Genomic DNA, 15,065 nt, shown 5'->3' on the forward strand with positions numbered 1-15,065 from the left:
ATATTTCAACACAGACACGCTTTCGCTCCAAGCTGACCGCAGCGGTACATAAGGCTGCAAAGGACGCAGCCTAAATACCGGCGGTCAGCAAGGGTCTGCTTATGAAACATGCAATGTGCACGATTTCACATAAAATAAATTTCGTTTTGCACTCATCTTAAATAAAATTCCATGATACTTAGTTAGTTAAAACTAACCTATATGTAAAAATTATAGGGCTTACTGCCCCATAATTTTCATCCATCCTGCCGTGTAGAAGTCTCGCATCTCCGCCAGGTAATGCTCTGCCCGCTCTAAGGGCATTTCATGGAGAATCAATTCAAAAAAGGCGTTGAACATGCCCGTGATCAAAATATGCTCCAAGCGCTCGTCAATGGGAGGCGCCGGTCTGCCCAAATCTGCAAGCACCTTCAGGTAGTCGTGGGTTCCCTGAAGCTCGATTTCCACCATTTCGTCGATAAAATGGGAAAAGCGGGTTCCCTCTGCGCCGCACAAAAGAAGCTTAAACTCATCTAAATGCTGGTAGGCATACAAAAGCATCTGGTGCATACACGCGCCGGAGTCAATGCCCAGGTGCTCGGGCTGTTCCTGGGGAGGTAGCTTGGCGAAATCCCGCTGGGCCTGACAGAAGCAGTCCATAAAATAATCGTACTGTTCCCCCACCAGCGCCTCAAATAGAGCCTCCTTGCTGTGGTAGTAGCCATAGAAAGCGCCTGTTGTGACGCCTGCCTGCTTTACGATATTTCTAAGGGAAGCGGCCTGAAAGCCCTTTTCCAGAAATTCCTGCATGGCTGCCTTGAGAATCAAGCTTTGGGTAGTCTGCTGCGCTTCGCTCATCTGAATCCCTCATTTCCTCCATCTAAATTCCGTCCATGCTCTTAATTGTAACAATGTTATATATCACTGTTATATCGTACAGCAGACAAAGGCATTTGTCAATGCCTGTTTTTTTTCCTGCCCAAAAAGGCGCGTGGGAGAAACACTCCACACGTAGAAGCCTTGCACGGAAAAAAGCCTTGTGCTACAATTTGGAAAAGATTTTAAGGCAGGAAAAATACAGCCGGAAAGGAACAATAACTATGGCCGGAAGAATGGAAAATATGAGCACGCTGTGCTATCTGGAAAGAGACGGGGAATATCTGATGCTGCACCGGACGGTGAAAAAGCAGGATGTGAATAAGGACAAATGGATTGGCGTGGGCGGCCACTTTGAAGAGGGGGAAAGCCCCGAGGAATGTGTGCTGCGGGAGGTGAAGGAGGAGACCGGATATACGCTGACTTCCTTTCGCTATCGCGGCTTATTGACCTTTTTGTCGGGGGATGGGGTGACAGAATACATCTCTTTGTTTACTGCGGACGGATTTATGGGAGAGCCCATTGCCTGTGACGAGGGAGAGCTTGTGTGGGTTTCCCGGGAAAAGCTGTTTGATTTAAACCTTTGGGAGGGAGATAAAATCTTTTTTAAGCTGCTGGAGGAGGAGAGGCCTTTTTTCTCTCTGAAGCTGGTTTACGACGGCCACAGCAGACTGACAGAAGCTGTGCTGGATGGAAGGCCCTTGGACCTTTCAAAGCTGCCTGCTCTTTTGCCGCCCCAATGGGAGATCAGGCATGGAACCATAGAAGACTTGGTGGCGGTGGCGGCGCTGGAGACAGCGTGCTTTCCTGAGGCGGAGGCTGCAGGAAAGGAGGCGCTCAGACAGCGCCTTTTAACCTATCCCGAGCATTTTTGGCTGCTTTTCTGGGACGGAGAGCTGGCCGGTCTGATAGACGGCATGGTGACAAACGAGGCGAAGCTGCGGGATGAGATGTTTGAAAATGCCAGTCTCCACAAAGAGGACGGAGACTGGCAGATGCTGTTTGGCGTGGCTGTGCTGCCCAAATATCAAAGACAGGGGGTATGCGCAGCAGTGATGAGACAGGTGATCACAGATGCCAAAGCTCAGGGAAGAAAGGGGATTTTCCTCACCTGCAAGGAGGAGCTGATCCCCTATTATGAGCGGTTTGGCTTTGTAAAGGAGGGCGTCTCACAATCTGTCCACGGCGGCGCAGTGTGGTACGATATGCGACTTACGCTGCAGCCGATGCGTTCTGTTTAAAACAAAACATCCTTGATTCCCAGCACAAAGATCACCAGAATGATGATGGGAAGGATATAGGTCATGTAGAAGCGCAGACCGTTACGCAGCTTCAAGCCCTTTCCGGTGTTGGCCTCCTCCAGAAAGTTTTTCCAGCCCCAGCCATAGCGCGAGGTACAGAAAAGCAGATAAATCAGAGAGCCGATGGGAAGGGTGATATTGCTCACCAGGAAATCCTCCAGGTCCATAATGGAGGTTCCTTCACCCAGAGGCTCAAAGCCGGAAAGCAGGTTAAAGCCAAGCACACAGGGAAGGGAGAGCAGAATCATCAAAAACACATTGACGAAAGCCGCTTTTTTGCGGCTGCAGCCGGTCAGGTCCATGCAGCAGGAAATAATATTTTCAAACACGGCAATGACGGTGGAAAAGGCGGCAAAGGCCATGAAAAGAAAGAAAAGGCTTCCCCACACCCGTCCTCCGGCCATGTGATTGAAAATGTTGGGCAATGTAATAAAAATCAGGTTAGGCCCGCTGTCCGCATCCACGCCGAAGGCGAAGCAGGCCGGGAATATGATCAATCCGGCGGTTATGGCCACAAAGGTGTCAAGCAGGCAGACTCTGAGGGACTCTCCTGCCAGGGAACGCTCCTTGCCTATGTAGCTTCCGAAAATGGCCATGGCGCCGATACCAAGGCTTAGGGTAAAAAAGGACTGATTCATTGCAGCGGCAATGGTGGCACCGATGCCAGTTTCGGCCATTCTGTCAAAATCGGGCAGCAGGTAAAATTTCAGCCCCTCCATTCCGCCATCCAGCATCAGACTGTTTACCGCCAGCACTACAATCAGGAAGAACAGCGCCAGCATCATCACCTTGGTTATTTTTTCCACGCCGGCCTGAACGCCCCTGGAGCAGATAAAAAATCCAACTACCACCACCAGAATCATCCAAAGACTCATCACAAGGGGGTCGGAGAGCATTTCTCCGAAAATAGCTTCCACTCTGTCCACATCTGCATTTTCAAAGGTGCCGGAGGCGGTGAGGTAAAAATAATGAAGCATCCATCCTGAAACAGTGGTGTAGAACATCATCAGCAGATAATTTCCGGCCATGGCCATATATCCCTGTAGATGCCATTTCTGTCCGGGCTTTTCCAACACCTTGCAGGCCAGAAGAGGGCTTTTTCTGCTGGCCCGTCCGATGGAAAATTCCATGGTGAGCATGGGAATGCCCATAACCACCAAAAAGAAAAGGTAAATCAGCACGAAGGCACCGCCCCCGTAAAGTCCGGTTATGTAAGGAAATTTCCAGACATTTCCGATGCCGATGGCACAGCCTGCGGAAAGCAGCAAAAAGCCCAGGCGTGAACCCAGTCGTTCTCTCTCTTTCATTTTTATCCTCCACTCTTACTTTAAGTTTATTTCAGAATATGATAACATTCTGATCAACGTAATGTCTATAGCAATCTAAAAAACAAGGCGGGACTGCACCCTAATGGATGGCCTTGTTGAGAACCTCCTCCATAAGCTTAAAGTCAATGGGCTTGGAAAGATGGTCGTTCATGCCTGCCGCCTTTGTTCTTGCGATATCCTCCGCAAAAGCGTTTGCAGTGACTGCAATAATGGGCACTGTCTTAGCATCCGGCCGATCCAGAGAGCGGATCGACTGGCTTGCGGCGCACCCGTCCATCTCCGGCATCTGCATGTCCATCAGAATCGCATCTATGGAACCGGGGGCTGCGGCGCTGAAAATTTCCACCGCCTCTCGTCCGTTCCAGGCGGAAATCACCTGAGCGCCCAGGGCGCAGAGACACTCGGATGCGATTTCCATGTTGATCTCATTATCCTCTGCAATCAATATTTTTTTGTTTTGTAACCCCTGGGGATTGACTGCGGGCTCTTTTTTTGGTGAAGGAGGAAGCGCTTCGCTTTCTGCAATCTGAAGGGGAAGAATGATGGTGAATGTGCTGCCCTCACCCAGAGTGCTTTCCACGGTAATTTCTCCGCTCATCTGCTGGACCAGGCTCTTAACAATGGGCATTCCCAGGCCGGTGCCGGAGATTTTGGAAGGGGCGAACAAGGTCTCTCTGGAAAAGGGCTCAAAAATGTGCTCCATAAATTCTCTGGACATGCCGATGCCGGTGTCGCTTACCGTGAGCTGGTATCTGCTTCGGTTTGACTGCACGCCTGTCTCGGCAAGATTCACTGTAATCCTTGCACCGCTCATACTGTACTTTAACGCATTGGACAAAAGGTTGTTGATTACCTGGCTTAGGCGGAAGGGATCGCAGTAAACGGCGGGATGCTGCAGATGAACCGAAACAGTTAATTCCTTTTGCTCTGTCAGGGCCTGGTCTTTGAAAAGAGAGACAGATTCCTGGAGAAAGGTTTCCAGATTCATGACGGTATAATCCAGTGTGCTGCCTGTGCCCTTCTCCAGCCTTGACATATCCAGAATGTCGTTCACCAGGGTTAAAAGCTGTGTGCCGGCCTGCTCAATTTTGGCCGTATAATCCCTTATCTTTTCCGGGTGGTCAAGCTGGTCCTTCATCAGCTTGGACAGACCGATGATAGCGTTTAAAGGGGTACGCATATCGTGAGATACATGGCTGAAAAAGGCATTTTTCTTCTCTGCCGTCTGACGGGCGGACTTGAGAGCATTTTCCAAAAGGATATGCTGTTTCAGCTGCCTGCGCTTTTCTGCGTCAATTTCTCGAAAACACATGATCACATGGTTCAGCTTCATGGATTTATTGTAAATGATTTTTATGCTGACCCATTTGTAGTCCTCCCCGAACCGGCGCTGGTAATCTCCCCCAAACTCGTAAATCTGATCCTGAATCAGTTTTTTTATGTTTTCCAGGGAAAAGCTTTGTTCAAATTCTGTATAGGTCCGCTGATCTACATACTCCTTTACCACATCAATTAAATGCTGATAACTGCCGCCGCTTCCCAGAAGGCTGCTTACGTCGTCAGAGGATTTAATGGACTCATAAGTGGCTTTTTCGTAATCGATCCGGTAGATGGCATAATAGGTATCTCCCAGAATCTGCAGCGTATCCTGAACGTGCTGCATTTTGCGGCTGCCAACCCAAAAACGCAGGATGATGCCGCAGGCTGTAAGAAGGAGAGCGGCGCAGATTCCAAAGAGCAGAAGGAAGGTGGTGTCCATATTGTCTGTAAGGAGGCTTTGTACGGGCATGGTAATCACGGATATCCAGCCGTTTTCCATGATATGGTAATAAACACTGCGGTTTTTCCCCTCCAAATCCCGGATGGCGGCAGAGTAGCTTTGAAGGCTCCCGTCCTGTATGCGGGTCAGCAGATTTTCTGCGTATTGTCTCACATCAGGGTCTTTGATGTCCAGGCTGCCGCTTAAGTAAATCAGATTGCCGTTTCCGTCATACAGAAAGTAGGAGCTGTTCTGAGGCAGGGAGGCTTTGTTTTCGTGGAGATGAAAATTTTCCAGAAGAATATCAAAGGCCAGTACGTTTCCGGAACCGTTCAGCTTCTTGGCAAGGGTAATCAGGTACTTTCCCGTGACGGCGTCCAAATAGGCGTTGGTAAAAATAACATCCCCATTTTGCGAAAGGGCTTTTTGGTACCATTCGGTGCTTTGATAGTCATAATTTTGATCTCCCTCCCAGGGGGTGGCGGCAATAATAGCTCCGTCAATCACTGCATAAGAGTCAATGACGGAGGAGCCCAGGATATGCGTCAGGTGGCTGGAGTAATCCGTAAGCCATTCCTGGATCTGCTGGCTGCTTCCTCCCTTTTCCAGCGTGTTGTTGATGCTTGTGGAGGCCAAATTTAAAAGCATTTGATAGATGGCAATGCGGTTTTCCTCCTCGGAGGCATAGCTTTCCGCCAGGGAGGTTCCCAATTCGTCTGCATTGGCTAAAAGCCTGTCGCGCACCAGAAAAATGCCCCAGACAATGAGAACGGAGAAAAGCACTACAATAAAGATATTCAGCTTCATGGAAAAATCAAATCGGGAAGTTTTTCTTTTTTTGGGTTTCATTCTATCAATGCTCCTTTTCCACACTCCGTAAAAGCAAGTACAAATAAAAGTATACCACACACGGAATAAAGTAAAAAGGAAAAGGGAGGAAAATAAGAAAAGTTACAAAAGATAGTACAGAAAAGCGCTTGACAGCAACTGTATTAAGTGTTATATTGCAAATAGAACAAAAATATTTTGTGAAAAGAGAAAGAGGGTGAAAGAATTGCGTACCAAAAGAGATTATTATGAGGTTCTGGGCGTAAGCAGAAACGCCGATGCGTCGGCGATCAAGAAAGCCTACCGTAAACTGGTAAAGCAGTATCACCCGGACAGCAATTCGGGAAATGCCCAGGCAGAAGAAAAGTTTAAAGAGATTACAGAAGCCTATGAAATATTAAGCGATGAAAAGAAGAGAAAGCTGTACGATCAGTTCGGACACGCTGCCTTTGAGGAAGGCGGCGCACAGTCCCAGGGATATGGAAGCACAGGGAATCCCTTTGGGGGCAGCCCCTTTGGAAATGGGGATTTTTTCACAGGCGCAGGCGGGCCCTTTGGCGGGGGAGGCACCTACAGAAGAACCTATAGCGGACCCCAGGGACAATATCAGGAAGTACATTTTGACAGCGGGGAAAATATGGACGACATTCTGCGTGATTTGTTCGGAGGCGCCTTCCGGGAGACAGGTTCTGCCGGATTCCACGAAAATGGCGCAGACCTTCATGGGGAAGTGGAGATTTCCTTTGAGGAGGCAGCCTTTGGGGGCAAAAAGGTAGTCCGCCTGCAGGATGCTGCGGGAGGAGTACAGTCACTGGAGGTAAAAATTCCTGCGGGCATCGAATCCGGAAAGACCATACGCTTAAGCGGCAAGGGAATGCCGGGAACAGGAAAGGGACACCCCGGAGATCTGCTTCTAAAGGTAACCGTGCGGGAGAAGCCGGGCTTTCGGCGAGAGGGGGCAGACCTCTACACCATAGCAAGAATTCCCTTTACCACCGCCATTTTCGGCGGCGAGGCCAAGATACAGACGCTTTACGGGGATGTGCTGTGCAAGATTAAAGAAGGCACCCAGCCGGGAAGCAAGATTCGCTTAAAAGGAAAGGGACTGCCTTCCATGAAAAATCCTTCTGTGCGGGGCGACCAATATGCCACCATAGAGATTCAGGTGCCGGAAAGCTTAAGCCCGGAGGCCAGACAAAAATTAAAGGAGTTCGAGCAGGCCCTGCAGAAACAAAGCAGGCAGAGAGGCCATGTGGCATAATGCGTAATATAAGGGCGGTGCATCAGAGCACCGCCCTAAATTTTTTTGTCCAATTTCACTGGAATTTAAAAATCCAGATTTTCATAATCAATAGCTCTGTTTTTAAAATAGTATTCTTTATCATGTTCATTTACTTCACGCAGAATCCGGCAAGGGTTTCCCACAGCTACAACATTGGAGGGCAGGTCCTTTGTCACAACGCTTCCTGCGCCTACAACTACGTTATCCCCGATGGTAATGCCTGGAAGAATGATGGCTCCCCCTCCAATCCAGCAATTTCTGCCAATGTGCACGGGCATATTGTACTGATAGGATTTTTCCCGGAGGGCGGGCAAAATGGGATGCCCTGCTGTGGCAACGATCACATTGGGGCCGAACATGGTATAGTCTCCCACATAGATATGAGTGTCATCCACCATTGTCAGACCGAAATTCGCATAGACATTTTTCCCAAAATGGACATGACCGCCGCCGAAATTTGCATGGAAGGGCGGTTCAATGTAGCAGCCTTCCCCGATCTCCGCAAACAGTTCCTTTAACAATTTTTCCCGTTTGTCCATTTCCGAGGGGCGCGTCTGATTGAAATCATACAGACGGTCAAGCCTTTTTAACTGTTCCTCCATAATTTCCGCATCTCCCGGCAGATACAGCTCCCCGGTGTGCATTTTTTCCTTCATGCTCATGTGAAAGTCCTCCTGTAAATGTGCCTACAGTGTAGCAAAAAAAACTGTAAATTTCAATACTTGTGCTTCCCCCTTATGTTTGGTAGAATGAGACATCAGATGTACCAGATCACTGCAGGAGTGAAATAAAATATGAGTAGGATGAATACCTTTTCGGGAAAGAAATTCGACCCAATGGACATCAAGGCGGAGGATATCTGCCTGGAAGATATTGCCCATGCCCTCAGTCTTTTGTGCAGAGGAGGGGGACACTTAAAGCATTTTTATTCCGTAGGGCAGCATTCCATCAACTGCATGAAAGAAGCCCGGGAGCGAGGGTGGTCTGAGAGGGTGCAGGCGGCCTGCCTTCTCCATGACGCAAGCGAGGCCTATATTTCAGATATTATCAGACCGGTCAAGATGTATCTGTCCAATTATGCTGAAATTGAAAAAAAGATCATGGATAAGATTTGGGAGCGCTTTCACCTAAACGACCTGAGTGCGGAAGAAAATCAAAAATGGAAGCTGATTGACGATGAGATATTAAACTGCGAATTAAGGGAGCTGATGAGGGGAGCCCAGGATACGGAAGTCAAAGAGCTGTATTCCCGTCCAGATACCGCAGAAAAGCCCTGGAAGACGGTGGAAGCTGAATTTATGCAGATGGCAGCTTCCCTGTGCTGCCTGAAAAGCTGGCTGTGAAAAACAGGAAAAAAGACAGGTAGCTTTTGCATATAAGGTATGGTAGACTGATGGAAATAGAGGGAAGGATGCAGGTAGAAAATGGGTTTATTTGATATTTTTGGGAAAAAGGGGGCAGAAAGCGAGACGATGCCCCAGAATGATACGGAAAGGTGGATTGCAGCCACCTATGCCGCATGGGCGGTAAACACAGGGGGAGACTGGCATTATTTTGCCGGTGCTAAGGAGAAAAACAGACAGGAAGGGGCTTCCATGCGCACGATGCTGCGCAGAGACTGGGGAGTGACGGACAGAGCCAGTCTTTTGGATATGGTAAGCTACCTGACTACACTTTACAGCGAGGGAGAAGATTGTGAAGCAGAGGACGTTGCTTCAGGAGCCTGGGATTTGTGCCGTGCCTGCCAGATTCTTGGAATGGGATTTGTGGGAGGCTATATTGACCGGGATGAAATGGTGCAGCGGTCTATAGAGGTTGGGAGAGTCATGCAGTGTTATTACCATTCCTGGGCGGAACTGTATGACAGCTACACGAAAGGATACGGGGACTGGAGAAGCGGCCAGGGCGGCGATGCCCAGAAGGATATCGCAGACAGGGAAAAATTGTGTTTCGATCTGCGCAGCCAGCCGGATGGCCCTTGCTGCGTAGAATGGGGACTGGCATTGGAATAAAAAAGGAATGAAAAATAAAATGTCTGATTGGAATTCGACTTTATATCTTAAATTTAAAAAGGAACGTACCCAGCCAGCAGTTGATCTGGCTAATCGTGTCCGGGAATATATGCCCGGAAAAATTGCTGATATCGGATGCTTCCAATGCCTGTTTTCAATGGATTCCTGATCACACATTGCTTTTACCCAGGCTTATGGGTAAGCTTAACGAGGGAGGAGTGCTGGCGGCACAGATGCCAATGAACGGCGACGAGCCGCTCTTTCGCATCATTGATGAGACAGCCTCAAATCCCAAATGGGGACTTGGCAATACCTGTTTTGCGTTTAATGGTACGCTTACGCCGGATGAATATTATGATATTCTTTCCGGCTGTTCCTCGAATTTTCAAATATGGGAAACGGTTTACTGCAGAAAAGTGATCAGGAAAAGCTGTTTTCCACTACGCCTGGAAGAAGCTTGTAGATAGAGCCGTTTATTTTTTCCTCAAACCTATTTTTGATTTCCAGTATTTTTTTCCAGCGTTCCACTAAAATGGGTGAAGCGCCGTAACGGATGGCCACATCTACAAAACGTTTTTCCAAAAGACAAAAGCCGGTGGGCAGCGCCAATGCGTCGCACAGCTGTACCAGTCTGTCGTAATCATCGTAGACAGCGTTTTTGACAAAGCGCTCCATGAATTCATAATCCTCCTGGGACATATCAAATCTGCCAATGGAGGTTTTTATGTCCTGTATCATAAAAGCATGGGAGATACAAACTTGCGCAGCCTTCTCCCATCCTCGTTCCATACAGAATCGGTATCCGTCTATCAGATGCTTTTCTGAGCTTACCCCGGCATAGCGTCCAATATCATGCAGCAATCCGAAGCAATAGGCCATGTCAGGGGATAAATCCTTGCAGCGTGAAGCTATATTTCTGCAGGCAAGCGCCACAAAGCGGGAGTGCGCAACCCAATCTCCCGGATTTAATATTCCCGCCTGCTCCAATTCCATTTCAGCTGTTTTGCAGTTTAATTCCAACTTGATTTCCTTTCTAACGGGGAAGAACCTGACAAAAACAGTCAGGCCCTTTTATGATGAAATATTTACATACTTGTATTATATTGCCTGCCGGATAATTAAAATATCTTTTTCCTGTCACTTTTTAGTATTATCCTGCCATTTCCGACGGTATTCCAAGGGCGTACAGCCTGCATATTCATGGAAAATTTTACCAAAATAGCTGGCATTTCCCAGTCCGCAGCTTAGGCCGATCTCTGTTATGGATTCCCGGCCCTGGGCAAGCATTTGACAAGCCATCTGCAGGCGATAGCTTCTCATGTACTCTGTGGGCGTCATGTGCAGGCAATTTTGAAAAACCCGGTAGCATTCTCTTTCACTCAGAAAAGCTGCGGCTGCAAGCTTTGAGATAGAAATCTTTTCGGCGTAATGCTCATGTATATAGATCATCATGGACTTTATTTTATCTGTTTTTCCAGCGTCCGCGTCTGAACTGTTTTGGAGAAGGGGACTGCATAATTTTAAAAGCTGTAACCATATCCTTGATAAGGCTTCTCTGATGCGCAGCTCGTAGCCGAATTCATTTTCGGATAATTGAAATGCCTGGCGGATTTCATTGAGTATGGCTGCCTGGGCCGGATCGTCCGGATACAGGGGGATCATTTCAAGCTGGGAGGCCGTGACCATGGGTGTGGTATATTTTTGTTCAATGGCGCTTCCGCATTTTCCTGCAATGAAATCCGGGTCGAAAATATGAAGAAGCTGTATGTTTTTTTCCCGGCTTGTAAGTATCTGCGTCATGTGCAATACATTGGAATTCACCATGCCCCCGGAACCTGCTGGAAACACCAGAGTCTCATTGGGTGTACAATATTTTAACTCTCCGCTTTCTATGTAAAACAATTCTACGGCCTTGTGCCAGTGCCATGGAACAAAGAGCTCTCTGTAATAATCTAATTCAGCCCGCGATGCAATGTAAGGAAACTCCGGCGTAAAATCCGGCAGCTTTTCCTCTTTGCTGCCGCTGTGAAATTCTAAACTGCGTATAATTCTCATTCTGCGCGCCTCCTGCCGCTATTTTACCATAAAATATAATTTTTGAAAAATTTCTGTGATTCAGATATAATGCAGGCAGAAAAGTGGAAATCGTTCCGTATCTTTGTCTATGCAGAGATGCCCAGCAAAAATTTCCCTTCCCTTAATGAGTTTCGCAATCACCTGTAATGAATTTAAGAGGAAAGGGGATTTCTACGGAATGGACAGAGGTCAATTATTCTGGCGTGGTTTTGGCCGCTGTGATAAAATCAAAGGTAGATAGAATGGAGGTGTGACATGCAGTATATCAGTCATTATGTATCCCCCATGGGGAATATTCTTTTAGCGGCAGATGATATGGGGCTGGCCGGGTTATGGTTTGAGGGACAGAAGTACTTTGCCCTTTCCCTGGACAAGGAGCATACGGAAAGGGAAATCCCGCTATTTGAAAAAGTGAAGCGCTGGCTTGCTGTTTATTTTTCAGGGAAAGAGCCGGATTTTACGGTGCCGCTTCATTTTACAGGAACCTCTTTTCAGAAGCAGGTGTGGGAAATTCTCTGTTCCATTCCTTATGGCCGGACCATGACCTATGGAGAGATTGCAAGTCAGGTCGCTGCAAAAAGAAGCCTGCCTCATATGTCTGCCCAGGCGGTGGGCGGCGCAGTGGGGCATAATCCTATTTCTATTATTGTTCCCTGCCACCGGGTTGTGGGAACGGACGGCAGTCTCACAGGATACGCGGGAGGGATTGATAAAAAGGTGAGGCTGCTTAAGCTGGAAGGGATAAGAATATGCAAAAATTGATGATACTTAGAGGTAATTCAGGCAGTGGAAAAACCACCATTGCGAATCACGAGAGTTGGCGAAAAGATACAGCCTGTTGGTTTATGATGCTGATGAATTTTTTTGGACGTACCGTTGAGGAATATCAAATTTCACAAAAACCGGTCAAGCCATACGGATATCAATTTCATTATATGAATACCTTGCTCATGGTTGACAACTTTCTTCCCAATTTTGAAATCAATGAAGAAAATAGGAAAAGATACAGAAAGCCGGAAACGCAGAGAGATTGCAGAAAAAGAAAAAGGCAGAGAGCCGACAAAAAGAAGTTGACTGCTTGTTTCTGAAAATGTATGAGGACAGAGCCGGTGGAACTCATCAAGGAAAATGCGGAGGGAAGCTACACTGCCCTTGCGCTGCAGGCTGTTCCCGCCCGGTAAGTTTACAATTTGTCTATTCCCCAAAGTAACTGGTCATAGTATAATAAAGTCAGCGATAAAGCAGTATTTGATAAAGGTGACAAATTATGAAACGGTTTGCTGTCCAGATGATAGACGGTTCTATTTCATCCGATTGGTGGAAAACGATAATGGAACATTTTACGAATGTTGGCGATACTTTTGAAATCCGGTGCTGGAAAGAAGAATTATCCGAGATTGCAAGAGCATCTTTATATGGTGCTGCCATAGATGATAAAAATGAGGTGTCAATCAAGGGCATTGTAACCAAAGAACTACTCGAAGAATTACTGACAGATAACCCTGAGGATAAAACGATCTATAACAAAATGACGAGCTTTTTCACAGTCAATATAAAAAATGACTTGTATGATATTTGGAGCGAGCATTACGGTACGGAAATGTATTTAGAAATAGCTGCTGCCAAGGATATAGCTTTTTTTGAACAGGTCATAAATCAGTATTCCGATCAGTTTAGTATCGGAACACTATAGCAACAAAGCCCTATTTGTCGAAAAATGAGCCGCATAAAAATCAGTTTAGGAGGAAAATATGACCAAGAAGTATTCGAGAATTATTGCTGCCATTATGCTGATAACTGCGATTGTTTTTATTTTTATTGCATTGAATAACCCGCAGGCAAGTTTTCCGTGGAGCAATGCAATTACATATATTCTTTATGGGATATATGTTTTCCTAATGATTGTGCTGTTTATTGCTCCATTTAAGAAAACTTGAAACAGGTTCCCTGCTCTTTTTATGCTCGGATGCCGGAGGAGAAAGGGATTTTGTAACACGATTACACGCATGAAGAGACGTGTGCAGGAATATGCAGGAAGCCATGTCACAGACAGTTTGACTGCAGGAATATTCTGGAAAAATATTTGCCGTCTGATATGCTTGTGGATGCGTGGCAGCTATTGGTATTTCCGACACACTAAAAGGGGAAACGAAAATAGCCGCCACTACTGCCAATAGTGACGGCTGATGTAAAACATTAGCTTTTAACTTTTCGGAGGGTAGCCGCTTCTATGGCTTTCCCTTTTGTATTTTAACTATAGCATATCCAGCGGAAGGACTCAAGGGACAAACGCACGTTTTGCAAGTGGCCCCAAAGGCTGACCTGCTGACCTATCATTCTCTTATCAGACATTTCCTCTTTTCAGAATATCCACAGGAACACGCCACAAGCCCCAAATCTCGATTTTAACGGCATAGACGAAGGAGCCTGCCGATTTCAACGACACTATATAAATTCTTATTTTATCAGCTTTTTAGAAATAATTTATAAATAATTAGCACTCAACACTTGTTAGTTGCGATTGGTTTTTGTCTTGTATTATCAAATGCCGCGGAGCCTTATTTTCAAGGATTCTGCGGCATTGATGTTTTTATCTGGAAGCGTCTTAATTCATCAATTTATGCGGAAATGGTGTAAAAATTGGTGTAGTACACCGCTATTTATCAATAAGGCAGCTTATGGCTAAGTGAACACTATCTGAGAGAACATAAGAAAGCGGTTTATATTATTCTGCTTACAAGTGGCAGGCTGAATAGTTATCTTACAGATAGAGGAGAACCGGCACAAGAACGCTTTGAAAGGATTGTAGAATTGATTTGTAATTAACAGAGGAAAGTTTTTTGATAAATGCTTGACTGTAAACCTTGTTTATAGCTTATTATTAAGTAAAATAGAGTTGCTCGAAAGGGGGCATAATATGACTATAAAAGACGTAGAAGAGCGAACAGGTTTGTCCCGTTCTAATATCCGTTTTTATGAAAAGGAAAAACTTATTGAGCCTTCGAGAAATGAAAGTAATGGTTATAGAGATTATTCTGAAAATGATGTGGAAAATATAAAGAAGATTGCATATCTACGTACATTGGGAATTTCTATTGAAGATATACGAAGTATTATATCCGAAAAAGTAACATTGCAGGAAATGCTTGAGAAGCAAAAGGAAGTATTAAAAAATCAGATTACTGATTTGAATAAGGCGAAACTCATGTGCGAAAAAATGCTGGATGAAGAAAGCATTAGTTATGAAAAATTACAGGTAGAACGGTATGTAACAGATTTGCATGACTATTGGAAAGATAATCAAACTGTTTTCAAACTGGATTCAGTCAGCTTTTTGTATATATGGGGAAGTATGCTTACCTGGACAACGATTACCGCACTATGTTTGATTACTGGAGCTTTGTTTTATTCTAAGCTGCCGACAGAAATTCCGGTACAATGGAGCAAAGGAGTGGCAACATCCCTGGTTAATAAAAACTGGATTTTTATTTGTCCGGTTATATGTATCATAATCCGTTATTTATTAAAACCTTTTATCTATGCGAAATTGCAGATGAACAATTATTATGGAGAAATTATAACAGAGTATTTGACAAATTATATGTGTTTTATTGTGTTGTCAGT

Annotated in this window: 17 protein-coding genes; 11 read left to right on the top strand and 6 right to left on the bottom strand. The window is 46.0% G+C overall.

Features of this window, described 5'->3' with window-relative positions; genetic code table 11:
• Positions 1-219: 219 nt before the first annotated feature.
• Positions 220-837: a TetR/AcrR family transcriptional regulator gene (locus SHK35_RS10885; RefSeq protein ID WP_318709762.1), complete on the bottom strand. Its 618-nt coding sequence runs from the start codon at positions 835-837 to the stop codon at positions 220-222.
• A 242-nt stretch (positions 838-1,079) separates the two neighbouring features.
• Here SHK35_RS10885 and SHK35_RS10890 point away from each other — a divergent pair, with 242 nt between their 5' ends.
• Positions 1,080-2,096: a GNAT family N-acetyltransferase gene (locus tag SHK35_RS10890; RefSeq protein WP_318709763.1), complete on the top strand. Its 1,017-nt coding sequence runs from the start codon at positions 1,080-1,082 to the stop codon at positions 2,094-2,096.
• Here SHK35_RS10890 and SHK35_RS10895 read toward each other — a convergent pair.
• Both SHK35_RS10895 and SHK35_RS10900 read right to left on the bottom strand, forming a co-directional pair.
• The gene (locus tag SHK35_RS10895; RefSeq protein ID WP_318709764.1) at positions 2,093-3,463 is read right to left on the bottom strand and encodes a sodium-dependent transporter; all 1,371 of its coding nucleotides are present in this window, start codon (positions 3,461-3,463) and stop codon (positions 2,093-2,095) included. The two genes, SHK35_RS10890 and SHK35_RS10895, sit on opposite strands and share 4 nt — an antisense overlap.
• A 100-nt stretch (positions 3,464-3,563) precedes the next feature.
• On the bottom strand, positions 3,564-6,092 hold the full coding sequence (locus tag SHK35_RS10900) for a hybrid sensor histidine kinase/response regulator (protein ID WP_318709765.1): 2,529 nt from the start codon (positions 6,090-6,092) through the stop codon (positions 3,564-3,566).
• A gap of 205 nt (positions 6,093-6,297) precedes the next feature.
• Here SHK35_RS10900 and SHK35_RS10905 point away from each other — a divergent pair, with 205 nt between their 5' ends.
• The gene (locus SHK35_RS10905) at positions 6,298-7,332 is read left to right on the top strand and encodes a J domain-containing protein (RefSeq protein WP_318709776.1); all 1,035 of its coding nucleotides are present in this window, start codon (positions 6,298-6,300) and stop codon (positions 7,330-7,332) included.
• A 65-nt stretch (positions 7,333-7,397) separates the two neighbouring features.
• Here the strand turns inward: SHK35_RS10905 and SHK35_RS10910 are convergent, their stop codons facing one another.
• Positions 7,398-8,015 (bottom strand): sugar O-acetyltransferase, encoded by a 618-nt coding sequence (locus SHK35_RS10910; protein ID WP_318703929.1) that lies wholly within the window; start codon positions 8,013-8,015, stop codon positions 7,398-7,400.
• Between the two features lie 132 nt (positions 8,016-8,147).
• On the opposite strand from SHK35_RS10910, the gene SHK35_RS10915 reads away from it, so the two are divergent.
• The 3 genes from SHK35_RS10915 to SHK35_RS10925 all read left to right on the top strand — a co-directional run bounded on the left by SHK35_RS10915 (position 8,148) and on the right by SHK35_RS10925 (position 9,832).
• Entirely contained in the window at positions 8,148-8,696 is a 549-nt protein-coding gene (locus tag SHK35_RS10915) for an HD domain-containing protein (protein WP_318703927.1), read from the top strand.
• Positions 8,697-8,777: 81 nt separating this feature from the next.
• On the top strand, positions 8,778-9,365 hold the full coding sequence (locus tag SHK35_RS10920) for a DUF1266 domain-containing protein (protein ID WP_318709767.1): 588 nt from the start codon (positions 8,778-8,780) through the stop codon (positions 9,363-9,365).
• A gap of 122 nt (positions 9,366-9,487) precedes the next feature.
• Entirely contained in the window at positions 9,488-9,832 is a 345-nt protein-coding gene (locus SHK35_RS10925; protein WP_318709768.1) for a hypothetical protein, read from the top strand.
• Here SHK35_RS10925 and SHK35_RS10930 read toward each other — a convergent pair.
• On the bottom strand, positions 9,786-10,385 hold the full coding sequence (locus SHK35_RS10930; protein WP_318709769.1) for an HDOD domain-containing protein: 600 nt from the start codon (positions 10,383-10,385) through the stop codon (positions 9,786-9,788). The two genes, SHK35_RS10925 and SHK35_RS10930, sit on opposite strands and share 47 nt — an antisense overlap.
• A gap of 117 nt (positions 10,386-10,502) precedes the next feature.
• Entirely contained in the window at positions 10,503-11,420 is a 918-nt protein-coding gene (locus tag SHK35_RS10935; protein ID WP_318703919.1) for an AraC family transcriptional regulator, read from the bottom strand.
• A 276-nt stretch (positions 11,421-11,696) separates the two neighbouring features.
• Here SHK35_RS10935 and SHK35_RS10940 point away from each other — a divergent pair, with 276 nt between their 5' ends.
• From SHK35_RS10940 to SHK35_RS10965, 6 genes are all read left to right on the top strand, one after another.
• Positions 11,697-12,203 carry a methylated-DNA--[protein]-cysteine S-methyltransferase gene (locus tag SHK35_RS10940; RefSeq protein WP_318709770.1) on the top strand — a complete coding sequence of 169 codons (507 nt, stop codon included), beginning with the start codon at positions 11,697-11,699 and terminating at the stop codon, positions 12,201-12,203.
• Complete coding sequence (locus tag SHK35_RS10945; protein ID WP_318703913.1) at positions 12,191-12,529, top strand: hypothetical protein; 339 nt, start codon at positions 12,191-12,193, stop codon at positions 12,527-12,529. Before SHK35_RS10940 ends, SHK35_RS10945 begins: the two co-directional genes overlap by 13 nt.
• Positions 12,530-12,708: 179 nt before the next feature.
• Complete coding sequence (locus SHK35_RS10950) at positions 12,709-13,134, top strand: hypothetical protein (RefSeq protein WP_318709772.1); 426 nt, start codon at positions 12,709-12,711, stop codon at positions 13,132-13,134.
• Between the two features lie 58 nt (positions 13,135-13,192).
• Positions 13,193-13,378 (top strand): hypothetical protein, encoded by a 186-nt coding sequence (locus SHK35_RS10955; protein ID WP_318703907.1) that lies wholly within the window; start codon positions 13,193-13,195, stop codon positions 13,376-13,378.
• 760 nt (positions 13,379-14,138) lie between these two features.
• On the top strand, positions 14,139-14,267 hold the full coding sequence (locus SHK35_RS10960; RefSeq protein WP_330638238.1) for a TnpV protein: 129 nt from the start codon (positions 14,139-14,141) through the stop codon (positions 14,265-14,267).
• Positions 14,268-14,358: 91 nt separating this feature from the next.
• A partial coding sequence (locus SHK35_RS10965) for a MerR family transcriptional regulator (RefSeq protein ID WP_318709773.1) occupies positions 14,359-15,065 on the top strand: 707 nt, incomplete at its 3' end.

The sequence above is a fragment of the Candidatus Acetatifactor stercoripullorum genome (assembly GCF_944382095.1).
Taxonomy (GTDB): domain Bacteria; phylum Bacillota; class Clostridia; order Lachnospirales; family Lachnospiraceae; genus Acetatifactor; species Acetatifactor stercoripullorum.